The organism is Streptomyces sp. NPDC047515 (assembly GCF_040643055.1).
Lineage (GTDB): Bacteria > Actinomycetota > Actinomycetes > Streptomycetales > Streptomycetaceae > Streptomyces.
Genome location: NZ_JBEYTM010000012.1, coordinates 35815 through 50209 on the forward strand (window position 1 = coordinate 35815; position 14395 = coordinate 50209).

Annotated in this window: 14 protein-coding genes and 1 tRNA gene; 5 read left to right on the forward strand and 10 right to left on the reverse strand. The window is 68.2% G+C overall.

What is annotated here, in order from left to right:
• Positions 1–7: 7 nt before the first annotated feature.
• The 3 genes from ABZ826_RS12895 to ABZ826_RS12905 all read right to left on the reverse strand — a co-directional run bounded on the left by ABZ826_RS12895 (position 8) and on the right by ABZ826_RS12905 (position 1634).
• Complete coding sequence (locus tag ABZ826_RS12895) at positions 8–592, reverse strand: hypothetical protein (RefSeq protein WP_361446394.1); 585 nt, start codon at positions 590–592, stop codon at positions 8–10.
• Between the two features lie 152 nt (positions 593–744).
• Positions 745–1044 carry a hypothetical protein gene (locus tag ABZ826_RS12900; RefSeq protein ID WP_361446396.1) on the reverse strand — a complete coding sequence of 100 codons (300 nt, stop codon included), beginning with the start codon at positions 1042–1044 and terminating at the stop codon, positions 745–747.
• An 80-nt stretch (positions 1045–1124) separates the two neighbouring features.
• Entirely contained in the window at positions 1125–1634 is a 510-nt protein-coding gene (locus tag ABZ826_RS12905; protein ID WP_361446398.1) for a nucleoside-diphosphate kinase, read from the reverse strand.
• 408 nt (positions 1635–2042) lie between these two features.
• Between ABZ826_RS12905 and ABZ826_RS12910 the strand changes: the two genes are divergently transcribed.
• The gene (locus ABZ826_RS12910) at positions 2043–2702 is read left to right on the forward strand and encodes an NUDIX hydrolase (RefSeq protein WP_361446400.1); all 660 of its coding nucleotides are present in this window, start codon (positions 2043–2045) and stop codon (positions 2700–2702) included.
• On the forward strand, positions 2699–3112 hold the full coding sequence (locus ABZ826_RS12915) for an NUDIX hydrolase (RefSeq protein ID WP_361446402.1): 414 nt from the start codon (positions 2699–2701) through the stop codon (positions 3110–3112). The genes ABZ826_RS12910 and ABZ826_RS12915 overlap by 4 nt, the downstream gene beginning before the upstream one ends.
• A 359-nt stretch (positions 3113–3471) precedes the next feature.
• Here the strand turns inward: ABZ826_RS12915 and ABZ826_RS12920 are convergent, their stop codons facing one another.
• The 6 genes from ABZ826_RS12920 to ABZ826_RS12945 form a co-directional block, all read right to left on the reverse strand.
• Positions 3472–4797 carry a hypothetical protein gene (locus tag ABZ826_RS12920; protein WP_361446404.1) on the reverse strand — a complete coding sequence of 442 codons (1326 nt, stop codon included), beginning with the start codon at positions 4795–4797 and terminating at the stop codon, positions 3472–3474.
• A gap of 14 nt (positions 4798–4811) precedes the next feature.
• Complete coding sequence (locus ABZ826_RS12925) at positions 4812–6521, reverse strand: mobilization protein (RefSeq protein WP_361446406.1); 1710 nt, start codon at positions 6519–6521, stop codon at positions 4812–4814.
• Positions 6518–7261, reverse strand: a complete 744-nt coding sequence (locus ABZ826_RS12930; protein ID WP_361446408.1) for a MobC family plasmid mobilization relaxosome protein — start codon at positions 7259–7261, stop codon at positions 6518–6520. Before ABZ826_RS12930 ends, ABZ826_RS12925 begins: the two co-directional genes overlap by 4 nt.
• Positions 7262–7396: 135 nt before the next feature.
• Positions 7397–8125, reverse strand: a complete 729-nt coding sequence (locus tag ABZ826_RS12935; RefSeq protein WP_361446677.1) for a DUF2637 domain-containing protein — start codon at positions 8123–8125, stop codon at positions 7397–7399.
• Between the two features lie 489 nt (positions 8126–8614).
• Positions 8615–9907 carry a DUF3631 domain-containing protein gene (locus ABZ826_RS12940; protein ID WP_361446410.1) on the reverse strand — a complete coding sequence of 431 codons (1293 nt, stop codon included), beginning with the start codon at positions 9905–9907 and terminating at the stop codon, positions 8615–8617.
• A gap of 233 nt (positions 9908–10140) precedes the next feature.
• On the reverse strand, positions 10141–10371 hold the full coding sequence (locus ABZ826_RS12945; RefSeq protein WP_361446679.1) for a hypothetical protein: 231 nt from the start codon (positions 10369–10371) through the stop codon (positions 10141–10143).
• 93 nt (positions 10372–10464) lie between these two features.
• Between ABZ826_RS12945 and ABZ826_RS12950 the strand changes: the two genes are divergently transcribed.
• Together ABZ826_RS12950 and ABZ826_RS12955 are read left to right on the forward strand one after the other, a co-directional pair.
• Positions 10465–11145, forward strand: coding sequence for a helix-turn-helix transcriptional regulator (locus tag ABZ826_RS12950; protein ID WP_361446412.1), 681 nt, complete (start codon positions 10465–10467; stop codon positions 11143–11145).
• Between the two features lie 5 nt (positions 11146–11150).
• Positions 11151–12809 (forward strand): tyrosine-type recombinase/integrase, encoded by a 1659-nt coding sequence (locus tag ABZ826_RS12955; RefSeq protein WP_361446414.1) that lies wholly within the window; start codon positions 11151–11153, stop codon positions 12807–12809.
• 129 nt (positions 12810–12938) lie between these two features.
• Here the strand turns inward: ABZ826_RS12955 and ABZ826_RS12960 are convergent.
• Positions 12939–13012, reverse strand: a tRNA-Thr gene (locus ABZ826_RS12960).
• A 179-nt stretch (positions 13013–13191) separates the two neighbouring features.
• Between ABZ826_RS12960 and ugpC the strand changes: the two genes are divergently transcribed.
• On the forward strand, positions 13192–14328 hold the full coding sequence (gene ugpC / locus ABZ826_RS12965) for a sn-glycerol-3-phosphate ABC transporter ATP-binding protein UgpC (RefSeq protein ID WP_361446416.1): 1137 nt from the start codon (positions 13192–13194) through the stop codon (positions 14326–14328).
• The last annotated feature ends 67 nt before the right edge of the window (positions 14329–14395 follow it).

Sequence of the window (14395 nt, forward strand, 5' to 3'; positions counted from 1 at the left end):
ATGTTCCCTACCGGATCGGCGCGGCCTGCTGTTCGCGCTCCTTGCGTTCCTTCTCGGCCGCCTCGAAGGCGGCGGTGAAGTCAGCCAGCTCCTGCTCCGTCATCAGGGTCACGCCGAGTGTCGAGGCGACGTCCGTGATCCTGGCCTCAGCCTCGGCACGAGCGGCGTCGGGGGCGCCGTCTTCCAGCAGGACCTCGAACTCGGCGTGGTAGGCCCACGCCTCACTCCACTTGACCGCGATCTCAACGTCGTCGAAGCGGAAGTTGTGACGGAAATTGAACGCCTCGTGCATGGCCGTCTCGAACCCGAGGGCGTTGAACACCTTCACCGCGGCGGGAACGTCGGCGGGGGCGATGGCGAACTCGGTCTCCTCGAAGGCCGCACCCTGCCCGATCTTGCTCCCCTTGAGGGTGATCTTGGCGGTGCCGGCGGCGGTGTTGTCGGTGACCTTCAGGAGCTGGTCGGGCAGCACGTAGAAGTAGATGTGCTTGTCGTCGGGGCCCAAGTCCTCGCCGTCCGTCTTCAGGCGGGTGACGAGCTGGTCGTGAATCTCCTTGGTGAAGCGGGCACGCATCTCGATCTCGACGGCCACGGGCCTGTCTCCTCGTTTCAGGCATGGCGAAGCCAGCCGGACCCTGCCGTGCGGGGGCTTTCCGGTCGGGCGCCGCTATGAGGTTGGTGGTCAACCTGGGTGATGCGGCCGATGCGGGTGCTGGCCGCGTCACCCAGGTGAATCGGTAGGTCTCAGCCGAGGTCGCCGAAGCGCGCCTCGACGACACCCGCGTGCAGGTAGGTCGGCAGCGAGACACCTCCCACCGACGTACGGCCGGTGGCGACCTGCTCCTCCGTCTCGCCGGGGAAGCCCTCCAGCAGACGCAGACACTGCTCGACCCACTCACGCGACGCGGGCCAATCACCCAGGTCTCGATGGCGTACGGCCAAGGCGTACGCGGTCTCGGTGGCCGCCCAGCGGTCGGTCGCCAGCTCGCGCTGGAAGATCGACTCCAGCTCGTCGGTGGAGGCAAGGCGGGTCTGGTTGGTCATGGTGCCCTCTCGGTTCAAACGGTCGTGCCCCAGTGGTGATCAACGCCCAGGCGTCCCCGCAGTGACGCCGTGACCCGTTGCTAGTAGGTGTAGATCTCGGCCAGCGTCTTGTAGTCCTGCAGTTCGTCCTTCTCGAACCACAGCTCCACTTCCTGCTTGGCCTCCTCCGCGTTTCCGGAGGCGTGCACGAGGTTCGCGACCGCCTTGCCGGAGGCGATGCTGGCCGCCGAGCTGTAGTGGGAGAGGTCTCCCCGCACGGTGCCGGCCGGAGCCTGGTTCGGGTACGTGCTACCGACGATCTTGCGGACCGTCGCGATCGCGTCGAAGCCTTCCAGCACCAGGGCGATGACCGGCCCCTGCTGCATGAACGTCGAGGTGACGTTGTAGACCTCGGCCCCCAGCCGCTCCTCCAGGTCGAAGTAGTGCTTGCGGGTGAACTCCTCGTCCATCCACTTCATCTTCGTACCGACGATCTTCAGTGCCGCGTCCTCGAACCGCGAGATGACCCTTCCTGCCAGGCCACGCGCCAGCGCATCGGGCTTGAGCAGGACGAGCGTGCGCTCGACAGTGTGTGCCTGAACCTCGGCCATTGACTTTCCCTTTCGCCTTGCCAGATAACGAACATGACGTGCTATCAGCCGTCGTCCGTTGAGGTTACCGGCGCTGACCGGGTGGTTCAGACGTGCGGGCAAGGCCCCGGGCGGGCGATCATCCGTGAGGAAACGGCGACCGGTTCGCCAGCGTCCTGATCTGGCCAACTTGCCTTTATCTGTTATCCGCTGAGCATGCGCACCTAGAATCTCCCTGTGGTCGTCCGGCGCTCTCGCGCCTCTTGTACGCCTCCCAGGAGCCGAGCTATGGGCAGTGGCTCCTCGGCCCCCGGTGACTTCGATTCTTCCGGGGCTCCTCGCGCGAGGCCATGCAGTGCCGGTGCAGTGGGAGTGCAGTCCGGGCGGACGGGGTTCCTGCACTGAGACAGCAATGAGGGGACAGTCCTTGTGGACGTGGTCGAGCGCTGGAGTGGCCGGTACGCGTGCCTGCTGCAGTCCGCCCTGCGGCTCGGGAACGAACAGTTCGCCGCTCACCTGGGCATTGCCGTCAGGACGGTAGCGACCTGGCATGGCGACGCGTCTGTCATGCCTCGCCGGGAGATGCAGCAGTTGCTAGACACGGCCCACGAGCAGGCCCCGCCCGCCGCGCGTCAGCGCTTCGCGCTTCTGCTGGCGAAGGAGCAGGCACCGTCAGACTCGGTTCCACCCGGCGCGCAGGCACTGCGTGTGGCCATCGCTGTGGTCGTCCGCGACAGCGACGTCCTCCTGGTCTGCCGGCGGGACAGCGACGCCGCGGGGATCACCTGGCAGTTCCCGGCTGGTGTCATCAAGCCCGGCGGTAAGGCAGAGACCACCACTGTGCGCGAGACGTTGGACGAGACAGGGGTCCACTGCGCGGTACGCAAGCATCTCGGGAACCGCCTTCACCCCGCGACCGGCGTCCTGTGTGAGTACTTCCTCTGCGAGTACCTGGCCGGCGAAGCCACCAACAGCGATACCGCGGAGAACATCGACGTGATGTGGGTGCCCAGAAACGCGGTGCCCCGCTTCATCTCCGTCGATACGATCTTCCCACCCATCCTGGCCGCCCTGGAGGAGCAGACGTGACGCAGCAGACCACGGACGAGCGGCCGGGCATCGCCGCCGCCATCGTCGTTCACGAAGACCGTGTGCTCATGGTCCGCCGCCGGGTGAGCGAGGGGCAGCTCTCCTGGCAGTTCCCTGCCGGTGAGGTCGAGCCCGGCGAGGAGCGTGAGGCCGCCGCCGTACGGGAGACCCAGGAGGAGACTGGGCTGACCGTGGAGGCGGTCAAGCTGCTCGGCGAGCGCGTTCACCCCAAGACGGGCCGCCTCATGTCGTACACCGCCTGCCAGATTCTGGGCGGCACAGCTCACGTCGCCGATACCGAGGAGCTGGCCGAGCTTGCCTGGGTCGCCCACGGCGACATCCCGGAGTACGTGCCGTACGGACTGTTCGAGCCGGTACAGAACTACCTTGACGGGGCCCTGAACTCCTGAGGGATGCCCCGAACCCGCGGTTACCGCCTGCCCATACGCCGGGTCGTATATCACGATCGACACTCCCCGACTGACCACGAAGCCCTGCAGGCTTCCTCCGGATCTTTGCTCCGCCAGTACCCTGGCCCGGCACTGGCCCTGAACCGGTGACATCACCGTAGCCCTCGACCGGCTCACCCAGCTGCCCGGCCGTGGCGGGCCAGCCAATCCTCCATCCCTTCGACCGCACCTCAACACCCGGAGCCGTGGGACTCGACGCCACCCGAGACGACGCTCCGGTCTTCGGCCCGCACAGCCTCAGCCCGCAGAACGAAAACGGTCCACCGACTCCGTCGGCGGACCGTCACTAAGCTTCGAGGCTAGCGGGGATCAAATAGCGCTCGCTCCAGTTGGCGCCACCCCGGCTTTGGTGCCGCGACGGGTCGTACGACAGTGAGAAGTCGTCCGTCGAGACACACGTCGAACCGTCCTTCCGACCGTGCCATTCTCTCTCGGATCGCCACCTGCCGGGGCGGCCTTTCCGCAAGTACTCCGACCAAGACCTCGTGCTTCGCGGGCCCCAAGGCATCAGCCGGTACCCATCGGCCACGTACCGAAATTCCTGCGAGAGTGGCCTCTTGCTCTGATTGAGGGGCAGTTACGTAGAGCCTGCTCATCGCTTCCTCTGCGATTTCCTGGGGCGGCCGTGTGGGTTCATCCACCATGAGCCCAAGTGTTTCGATCCCCTTGGTCTCCCCGTTTGCAACACCTCTGCCTACCGCTCCCGTCGGGGACTGCTGATTCGTCGGACCCGTCGGGGACTGCTGATTCGTCGAGGGAACGTTGGTGCCAGAGGCTGCATGCGCTTCTGAATCGCCCCAGTAGAAGGGGTGCTCCTGGCTGTCCCCGTCCTCTGTGTCTGCCCAGTCGCTCAGCAATGTGTCTACCGATCCGCTGGCTTCGGGGATGAAGATGTCCACCGCCACCCCCGCCGGACCGACGTAGACCCAGCTCATGAAATAGGAGTGGTCGCCGTGCGCGGCCGACCAGTTCGTGAGCTGAGCGAGTCGCCGTCGCTGTTCTGCGAGAAGACGCTTGGGCAACAGCGCCTTCTGTTTGCGGTACCGCCCACGAGCCTCTCCCGCGATTGGCCCCTCCGGAACATGGAACAACAGATCAGGGCGTACGCCACCACCCTGATAGGACTTCGAGAGAGGTCGCGGGAGAGCATCAAAGCTGTGCAGCTCGTGGGTCCCGTCCGTCCACGAGAACAGGGCCTCACTCGCTGCGGTCAGCAGCCCAAGCCCCGCACATTCGCTGACGAAGCTGCGTATATGGCGTGAACTCGCCATAAGAGACTGGTGATCGAGCTGGAGGGAGCTCCCTCCTGGAGCATCGACGTAACTTAGAAGGAGGCGGGCCTCGAGTTCCTTCGTCTGAAGGTCAACGACGCTTTGCAGGTCGCAGGCCAGTGCATTGATGTGGACCAGCTGAGCCAATCCGACCGGCAGTTGCCCGCTCCCGACGATCCACGCAGCGCCTTGCCCGCTTGACCGCGGTTCGAATCGCCAAACCCGTGCTTTGACCGTGTTCACGTGGACTCCCTCCACAATCGCTCCACGACTCCCGTCAGCGGCCAGCCGTACGAAGGCGACGATACCGACGGCCTCGGACAGTCCCTTGGTCTGGAAGACGCCGGTGCTCACGCTTGGTCGATGAGCTAGCGCCTTGGGCGGACCGCTCGACGAACCGCGGGCCCCGCTGAGATACCCCCCGCTGAGCTGGGGCTGCTTCCTGTGCCACTCAACAGCGTAGAGCGGCGGCGGGCGGCTTCAGCGCGAGGGTTCGGGGCGGGCTTGCGGCTGGTGTGCTGGATGCGGGTGATCAGGACGCGGGCGGGCTGGCGGGCGGTCGTAAGTTCACGCTGGGCGGCGGCTTCCTTGAGGAGCTGGTGGGGTTTGTGGCCGCCGGCTTCGGCGTCGGCGAGGACGGTGGCGAGAGCCGGCCAAGCGGGGTCGGTGAGGATGCGGTCGGCGTGGTCGGGAATGGCGGCGCGCACGTCGTGGACCAGGGTGCGGCGCGTGTGGTCGGTGGGCTGGCGGGCAGTGAGCTTGTCGACGACGGGCGTGAGGGCGTGATCGGCGGCGGTCTGAAGGTGGTGGAGGGTCTGGCGGGCGGCTTCGGCCTGGTGGGCGTGGTTCTTGGCCTCGTGCCAGCGTGCGGCGACGATCGTGGCCCAGACGAGGGCAGCGAGCAGGGCGGCGAAGACACTGCCTTCGGGGCCGGTGGCGGTGTGGGCGATGTCGCGGGCCGCGCGGCGCAGGGTGTGGGCGGCCTGGTTTTCGGCTCGGATCTGGGAGCGCTGGGCGCGGGTGAATGCGCCTGAGGCAGCGCGTAGTTCCGCTCGGAAGTGGTCAGGGGCCTTCTGGGAGGTGGCCTCGATGAGTTCGCCGAGCGCCGTGATGTGAGCCTGGGCGTGGGTGTCATCGGTCATGTCGGAGTTGAGGGTGTCGAGGGCGTCGGTGGCCTGGTACCAGGGGGTGGTGGGGCGCTCTCGGCGCGCGGTGGGGTGTTCCTCTGGTGCGGTGGTTTCCAGGCGGGCCTTGAGCTTGGGGAGGGTGAGGTCGGGGGCGATCTTGCCGCCAGGGTGGAAGATCTGTTCGCCGTCCTTGTTGAGATCGCCGGGGAGGCCGGCTGAGTAGCCGAGGAGGTCTCCGGACGGTCCGCGGCGAGGCTTGATCGCGATGCCGTCGGCTTCGAGATAGGCGAGGAGTTCCTCCGTGTTGCTGGCATGGGGGATGGCAGTGCGGATGCGGTCCTGGAGCCAGTCGCGGCTGGTCTGCTCCCAGCCGAGGCGTTCCGCCTTGTGCATCTCGGCTTGGGTTGGCCGGCGTCCGGCGGTGCGGTCGCCCTTCTTCAGTTGGCGAAGGCCGTAGTCGGCTTCGATCTGGCGGCAGGCGTCACCGACACGGATGCCGCTGTCGTGAAGTTTGGGCCGACGGCCGTCCTCGCGAACGGTGATGGCGAGGATGTGGATGTGGTCGTCAGCGTGGCGTACGGCGATCCACCGGCAAGCCAGGTCGTCTCCGGGAGGGGCGATGCCGGCGGCTTCGACGATGCGCTGGGCGATGTCGGCCCACTCGGTATCGGAGAGGTGCCGGTCTTCGGGGGCTGCGCGAACGGGGCAGTGCCAGACGTGGTCGGTGATCTTCTTCCCGAACTCGCTGTTCCGAAGCTGGACGGGCTCGTCGAGGTGGCGGGCGAGCTGGGTGAGGGTGGCGTCAGGGTTCCGGCCGGGGTCGGGCATGCCGAGCACGGCGAAGCCTGTGACGACGTGCGGGTCGAGGTGTTCGTCGTGGCGGCCGGGGCCGTAGAGGTAGGCGAGCAGGCCGCGGGTGTTGCCTCCGGCCGGTTTGATGGCGGCTATCACGCGGCCTGGTCCTTCCTGGGGTCGGCGGGTTCGCGCAGGGCCTCGGCGATCAGTTCCAGCAGGTAGTACAGCTCGTCGAGACGGTGACGTACGTCGGGTGGGGTGAGGTCGCTGTTGAGGGCGCGGGCGATCTGGTTGACGTTGACACCGATCCGGTTGAGTTTGCGCAGTACCTGGGCGCGGAACATGTGGGTGCGGCGGCGGTCCTCGGACAGCGGCAGATTGGCGGTGAACCTGCCGGATACGAACGCGAGGACGATGTCGGCGGCGAAGCCGGATTCCCCTTTGTAGCCGTGCTCGGCGGCGGCCTCTTGGAGCTCGTTGTGCTCGTCTCCGGTAAAGCGCAGCGGGCCGACACGGACTGTTCGCTTGGTGCCGGTTAAACGGCGGATCGTCGGTTGGAAGCTCTGCACCGCTCGCTCACCGGCTGTCGGTTCGGGGGCGGGTTCGGTGTGGAGGATCTGCTGCTGGACGGTGTGGAGCTCGTCCAGTTCAGGGCCGCCCTCGGTCCCGAACTTCCGGTCCGGCGCCCCCTGGCGCCGGGCCGTCTCCGCCACCCCCGGGGCGGAGATCCCCGAAGACCGGCCTTGAGTCGGACCCGGGGTACTACTGGCTCCGCCAGGAGCCGCCCGTCCGAACGCCCGGCGCAGACGTTCCAGTGGCGTGGTCGGTTTCGTCGGCTTCGTCGATGGCTGCGGTTCGGCCAGGTTGTTCTTGGGGCGGTGCGGGTCGTACGTCACGGTCGGATCTCCGTAGTGGTGCGGGCGGGGCGGCGGCGTGAGTGGCCGTCGTCCCGTCCACAGGTGTGGATACACAGTCGGGCGGTGAGGGGCCGGGGCCGGTGAGCGCGCGGGTTGCGCCCACCGGCCGGGCGGTCAGCCGTCCTTCGGCCCGACGCCGTTCGTGGTGGCGGGTTCGGCCCGGAGGATGTTCATCACCTCGGTGAGCCGTTTGCCGCCGACCGTAAGTCCCTTGGCCCGTACGGCTCGCTGGACGCATTCACGGGTCAGCCTCCCTCCCTGGGCCGCGGCGGCCCTTCCGATCTCCACGAGTTCCTCGACCGTCGCGCCGGCCGGACGGCCGCTGCGTGGCTTGCCGCTCGGCTGCGTCTGTTCTTCCGCCCGCTGAGCGAAAGTGCCCGCCGGAAGTTCGGTGAAGGGGTCGGGGTACTGGTCGGAAGGCCCGGCGGACGCTTCGAGCAGCGGGGCGGGCTCTGCCTTGGTTGCGGTGGTGGTTCGGTCGACGAGTTGGTGGATCTGCCTCATGAGTACGGCGAAGGCCAGCAGGGCGGCGGTCGGGGGCACTGCGGCGACGACGTAGTCGAGTACGGGCACGGGGCCCGGTCGGCCCGTGCCACCGACTCCGGCCACGTTGAGCGCGATAGAGCCGACCGATCCGGTGGCCGTCAGGGCGACGGCCCAGCCGTCGGTGACCGCGCGCAGGCCCGCCCTGAGCATGAGCAGTTCGCCGGCGACGATGAACGCGTCCAAGGTCGCGGGCCACGCCCACTGTCGGATGGGCGAGCTGCCCAGACCGTGCTGTCCGGCGACCTCGGCGAGGTGGGCGTAGGAGAGCCAAAACCCGGCGGCAGTCAGGGCCACGATGACGGCCCCGGCGGCGCCGAGCGCGTACCGCTCGGGGGCGTACTTGGCGGGCTGCGGGCGGTGGGGTGGTGGGCTGGACGTGCGGTGGGAGGAGAGGGAGGGAAGGACCGGGAGGGACAAGCGGGCGCTCCTGTGGTTCGTGGTCTGGTGGTCCGTCTTGGCCGTCTTGGCCGTTGCAAGCCCAGGTCAGGGCCGGTACGGCAGCCGTTTCACCGGGCCGTCCCGGCCGGCGGGCGGGGTGCTTTGTGCCCTTGGCCGCCGGGACGGCTCTACTTCGGGTTGCCGTCCCGGCCGGTGCGGCTGTGACCTGCGGCGGTACGGCGGGGACGCCTGGGACGGCACAAAACGGATCCGGTCCCCGTTGGGGGACGATCACGCCGTACCAGGTCGCTCATCCGTCTTGAACCGCGTCTGCCGTCTTGAGCGCAGGCCGCCTGACCTGCGGGATCACGGCAGGGACGGCAGGGACGGCATCCGGGGGTGTGGGGCTCAGCCCGCCTCGGGGGCGCCGCCCCCAGGGTCTACGGGGTGGACGGTGGGGCAGTAGCGCCGCCACGCGTCGAGGAACTTGTTGCGCGTATATCCCTTGCGCTGGGTTCCGTCGGCGAGGCGGACGTTGCCGGGCTTGACGCCGAACTCGCGCAGCAGGTCTCCCAGGTGGCGGGAGGTGAGCCCGTCGCGTCCCCATTCCGCCCAGGGACCTTCGGGGTCCTGGCGGAGCAGGCGGAGGATGTCCTCCGTGGTGAGACTGTCGGGCTCGCGCTGAGCGGCGAAGGCCCTGCGGATGTCGGCCAGGATCCGCGCTCCGCCGGGCTGATCCTCCTCCACCTCGACCTCGGTGGCGACCATCCGTCCGCACGCCGTACGGGCGAGGCGGGGCCAGGGGCCTGCGGCGAGGTCCGCGATGATGACCAGCGGCTCCCAGGTGTCGGCGGCCCGGTCTTCCACAGGCATGTCCGGCTCCCGCTGTGCCGCGACCTCCAGGTGCGGCTTGGCCCACTGCGCTATCCGGTCCCGCAGCTCGTGCAGGACGGGGATGTCACGGCGTGAGCGGAACGGTTTCACGTACTCGCCCTCGGCCCGGCGCCGCATGCGGATCACCACGGCCCTGTCCATGATCGTGTCCGGCAGGTCGCCGATTCCGGCCAGCGCCGCCATCGCGAACGTCGCGAACCGGTGCGGGGTGTGGTCGTTGCCGACGACCCGTGTGACGTAGCGGTTGCGCTGGTGGCCGGCGTTGAGCAGGCCGCGCATCTCCTCGTTCTTCTCCGCCATCTTCGGCGTACCGAAGATGGTGTCCGCCTCGTCCACCAGGAGCGTGGGCGGTTCCTCCGTGATCGACCGGAAGACCGCGGCCGGCGTGGTGTTGATGGTGATCATCGGCTCGTGGACCGTCTCGGTCAGCACGTCGAGCAGCCTCGACTTGCCGCACCGCTTGGCTGGGCCCACCACCGCGAGCCTCGGTGCATGCTGCCAGGCGGGTTGCAGGTGCGTCGCGGCCACCCAGAGCGTCACCGCGTCCAGCGCCTCGGCGGAGGGCAGGATCACGAACTTCGCTATCTGGGAGCGCAGTTCCTCCAGCAGCGCCGAGCCTGGTGTCGGCTCCGAATCGGGCGTCGGCTCCGAGGCAAGGGATTGTGCCGTGACGGCGCACTGGGTGCGACGGTCGGGGTGCTGTTGGGATTCGTCGTCCTGGAGGTGGGCGGGCCGTCCGGGTACGGCGACCGGGGGCCACGCGGACTTGGCGGCTTCGGAATAGGGTTCGACTCCCGCGTGTTCCACGGGGCAGCTCCTCGTCTGGCGGTTGTGGGCTTGCACGCCCTGGCCGCCGGGTTGGTTCTTCACGGGCCGTTCGGGGTTGCTGGGGCCTCCGGCGTTGCACCGCCGGGGGCCCGTTCGCGTCTCGCGGGCATCGGGTGATCGCGAGGGACCACGGACAGTACGTCCACGTCCGGGCACAGTCCAGCGTTTCTGTGTCAGCTCAGCGCAGAATCGCCCGCACCGCGTTCGCCTCGTCATGCGGTCAGGCCCAACAGGTCGAGCAGGTCGGCAGTCACCACCCGGTAGGCATTGCCCAATCGGAGCACCTTGCACGGGTACTGGCCCCGCTTGGCCAGTTCGTATCCCTTGCTCCGCCCCAGCCCCAGCGCCCGATTCCCTGTCTCCAGGTCAACGGCTACTGGCAAGGCGAGCAACTCCTCCCGGCTCATGCCGTGCTCCCGCTCAAGGTCCTGGTTCTCGCGCATCCATGCTCCGTCCATGACGAGCCCTCGGCGAACACGGCGATCGCGTCCGTCTCCAGGCCAGTACATCCAGGATGATCGAGCTAATGTGTCTCCATGACACAACGTGATTTTCACCATGGAGAGGACGGGGGCGACGCCCCCCTGTGGGAGGACCAGGTCACGGCGACCGTGGCCGACGAGGTACGGAGACGGAGGAAGGAACTGCGCATGAGCGCCCAGGACCTGGCCGACCGGTGCGCGGACCTCGGCCACCCGATCCCCCGCAACGTCATCGCGAACATGGAGTCCGGACGCCGCTCCACCCTGCCCCTCGTCGACGTCATGGTCCTGGCCATGGCCCTCGACACCCACCCGATCTGCCTCATCTACCCGGTCGGGTACGTCGGCCACGTCCAGCAACAACCGCTGGAGGACCCTCGGCCCACCTGGGACGCCATGCAGTGGTTCACCGGCGAAATCCCCGACGCCCTGGACACCGAGTCCGTGATGCTGCGCAACTTCCGGGCGCACGCCAACCACCACCACGCCGCGCTCACCGCCCTCAGAGGCGAGGAGTACGAGCGGTGGAAGGCCAAGACCGCGAACAACCCCGCCACCCGCGCAGAGGCCCTGCTCACCCGGGAGGACTACGCCAGACAAGCCGCGCGCGCCAAGCACGGATTGCGTACCGCACGCGCCGACATCCGCGAAGACGGCGGCACACCCCCGTACCTCGCAGCCGAACTCTCCGACGTCGACGCGCCGGAGGACTTCCCCGACACCACCGAGGAGTAGGACATTTGAAGGGCTCCACCTACCGCCGCTGCTCCTGCCGCGACCCGAAGACCGGCAGGGAACTCGGCACCGCCTGCCCCAAGCGCGGCACCAGGAACCACTGCACGTACTCCATACGCCAGGAACTACCCTCCCGCGAGGACGGCAGCCGACGCTCCTTCGCACGGGGTGGATACAGCAGCCTCAAGGCGGCTCAGGCCGACCTCGACCACGTCCGTGCCCTCCTGGGCCTCGCCGAGGCCGACGACCGCGAGGGCACGGAGCTGATCGCAGCCATGCTCGCGGAAGTCAGCGGCGAGAAGGCACCCCTGCCGGAGGTCGAGGAGACCCGGCGGCGGCTCAACTCCGGCCAGGACCTCATCGGCAGCCTGACCGTCGCCGAGTGGCTCGACCGGTGGCTGGCCGGCAAGCGCATACGCAAGTCCGGTCTCAACCGCTACGAGACCGACATCCGCATGCACCTGAAGCCGCGTATCGGCAACCGGCGTCTGGACCGGCTGCGCGTCAGCCACCTCAGCGAGATGTTCACCGACATCCGCGACGCCAACGCCCAGATCGTGGAGGACAACGCCCAGCGCCGAGCCGCGATCGACGAGTTGGCGACCGTGCCGTGGAAGGGGGCGAAGAACCGAGCCCGACGCAAGGCGGTGAAGGCCGCCATCGACGAGATGCCGCCTTTCCGCCGCATCACCGGACCCGCCACGCGCCAGCACGTGAAGGCCACCCTCCGGGCATCGCTGAACGACGCGATCGGGCAGCAGATCATCACCTTCAACCCCGCCGCCCACGTCGAGATCGACCCCGTGCGCAAGCCGAAGGCACTCGTGTGGACCGACGAACGGGTCACCAAGTGGGAGCAGACGGGCGAGAAGCCGTCGCCCGTCATGGTCTGGACACCCCAGCAGACCGGCGCCTTCCTCGACTTCGTCGCCGAGGACCGGCTGTACGCGATGTGGCACCTCATCGCCTTCCGCGGTCTGCGCCGGGGCGAGGCGTGCGGCCAGCCCTGGTCGGAGACCAACCTCGACACCCACTCCCTCACCGTCTCCTCCCAACTCGTGCAGGACGGCTGGGAAATCGAGGCGTCTGATCCCAAGACCGACAGCGGCTACCGCGTGGTCGCCCTCGACGACGACACCGTCGACGTCCTGAAGCGCTACCGCGAACGGCAGGGCCAAGACCGCGAGAAGTGGGGCACGGCCTGGGTCGAGACCGGCCACGTCTTCACCCAGGAAGACGGCTCCTGGCTCCACCCGGGCAAGGTCACCGACCTCTTCGAGCGCCTCGTCGCCGCTTCCGGCCTCCCGCCGATCCGCCTGCACGACCTCCGCCACGGCGCGGCGACGCTCATGCTCGCCGCCGGCATCGACATCAAGATCGTGTCGGACACCCTCGGCCACAGCGACACCCGGATCACACGGGACATCTACCAGAGCGTCCTGCCCCACGTCGGCAGGAGCGCCGCCGAGGCCACCGCGAAGCTCGTCCCCCTCCAGCGCAAGGCCGAGGCCGAGAAGGCGGCGCTCAAGGCCGCGAAGAAGGAGAGGGGCAAGAAGGCTCCGGCCAAGAACGCCGACAGGGCCAAGGGCGGCAAGCCGAGCAACAAGACGAAAGGCCAGGCCGAGGAGGCCGTGAAGGCCAAGCGCCGGAAGCCCAAGAAGTAGGGGTCCCTGAGCGGCTCCGCTCACGCACCGCTCACGCAGGCCCTCCCGCCGCGCCCCGGCCATCCGGCACACCAGCCCCGGAACAGCAGAAACCCCAGGTCACGGGCTATGTGACCTGGGGTTTCTCAGAGCCCCCTGTCGGATTCGAACCGACGACCTACGCATTACAAGTGCGTTGCTCTGGCCAGCTGAGCTAAGGAGGCGTGCCGGAGCAGTGTAACCAACACCGCACCCCGCGCGGTCCCAAAATTTCGCGGTCCTCGAACTACTGACAGATTCCAAATGTCCAGGTAGCGTCGCTGAGGATTCACCCAAGTGGACCAGACCACTCCCTTACTCGGATCGTCCGGCACGTTCCTGCCGGTGAAGGAGAAGATTCAGCATGGCCAGTGTCACGTTCGACAAGGCGTCCCGCGTCTACCCCGGCTCCACGAAGCCGGCCGTGGACCAGCTGGAGATCGACATCGCGGACGGTGAGTTCCTCGTCCTCGTCGGTCCTTCCGGTTGTGGCAAGTCGACCTCCCTGCGCATGCTCGCGGGTCTTGAGGACGTCAACGGCGGCGCGATCCGCATCGGTGACCGCGACGTCACGCACCTGCCCCCGAAGGACCGGGACATCGCCATGGTGTTCCAGAACTACGCGCTCTACCCGCACATGACCGTCGCGGACAACATGGGCTTCGCGCTCAAGATCGCCGGGGTCAACAAGAGCGACATCCGGGCGAAGGTCGAAGAGGCCGCCAAGATGCTGGACCTGACCGAGTACCTGGACCGCAAGCCGAAGGCGCTCTCCGGTGGTCAGCGGCAGCGTGTCGCGATGGGCCGGGCCATCGTGCGTGAGCCGCAGGTCTTCCTCATGGACGAGCCGCTGTCGAACCTGGACGCCAAGCTCCGCGTTTCCACCCGTACGCAGATCGCCTCGCTCCAGCGCCGTCTGGGCATCACGACCGTGTACGTCACGCACGACCAGGTCGAGGCCCTGACCATGGGTGACCGTGTCGCGGTCCTCAAGGACGGGCTGCTCCAGCAGGTCGACTCGCCGCGCAACATGTACGACAAGCCGGCGAACCTCTTCGTGGCCGGCTTCATCGGCTCCCCCGCCATGAACCTGGTCGAGGTCCCGATCACCGACGGCGGCGTGAAGTTCGGCAACAGCGTCGTCCCGGTCTCCCGCGAGGCGCTCTCCGCCGCTGCGGAGAAGGGCGACACGACCGTCACGGTCGGCATCCGCCCCGAGCACTTCGACATCGTCGAGCACGGCGGCGCCGCCGCGAAGTCCCTCTCCAAGGACAGCGCCGACGCCCCGGCCGGTCTGGCCGTCTCGGTCAACGTCGTCGAGGAGCTCGGCGCCGACGGCTTCGTCTACGGCTCCGCGCGGGTCGGCAGCGAGGACAAGGACCTGGTCGTCCGCGTCGGCGGCCGCGCCGTTCCGGAGAAGGGCACCAAGCTGCACGTCGTGCCGCGCCCGGACGAGCTGCACGTCTTCTCAACCTCGACGGGTGAGCGTCTCACCGACTGACGCCCGCACACCCGCACCACGACGGCCCCGCACGTACATCGTGCGGGGCCGTTCGCGCGGCGCGGGG

Bases quoted from the DNA above. Each gene is read 5' to 3' on its own strand.
- ABZ826_RS12905 (WP_361446398.1), bottom strand. From the start codon at position 1,634: ATGGCCGAGGTTCAGGCACACACTGTCGAGCGCACGCTCGTCCTGCTC.
- ABZ826_RS12950 (WP_361446412.1), top strand. From the start codon at position 10,465: ATGACACAACGTGATTTTCACCATGGAGAGGACGGGGGCGACGCCCCC.
- ABZ826_RS12945 (WP_361446679.1), bottom strand. From the start codon at position 10,371: ATGCGCGAGAACCAGGACCTTGAGCGGGAGCACGGCATGAGCCGGGAG.
- ugpC (WP_361446416.1), top strand. From the start codon at position 13,192: ATGGCCAGTGTCACGTTCGACAAGGCGTCCCGCGTCTACCCCGGCTCC.
- ABZ826_RS12900 (WP_361446396.1), bottom strand. From the start codon at position 1,044: ATGACCAACCAGACCCGCCTTGCCTCCACCGACGAGCTGGAGTCGATC.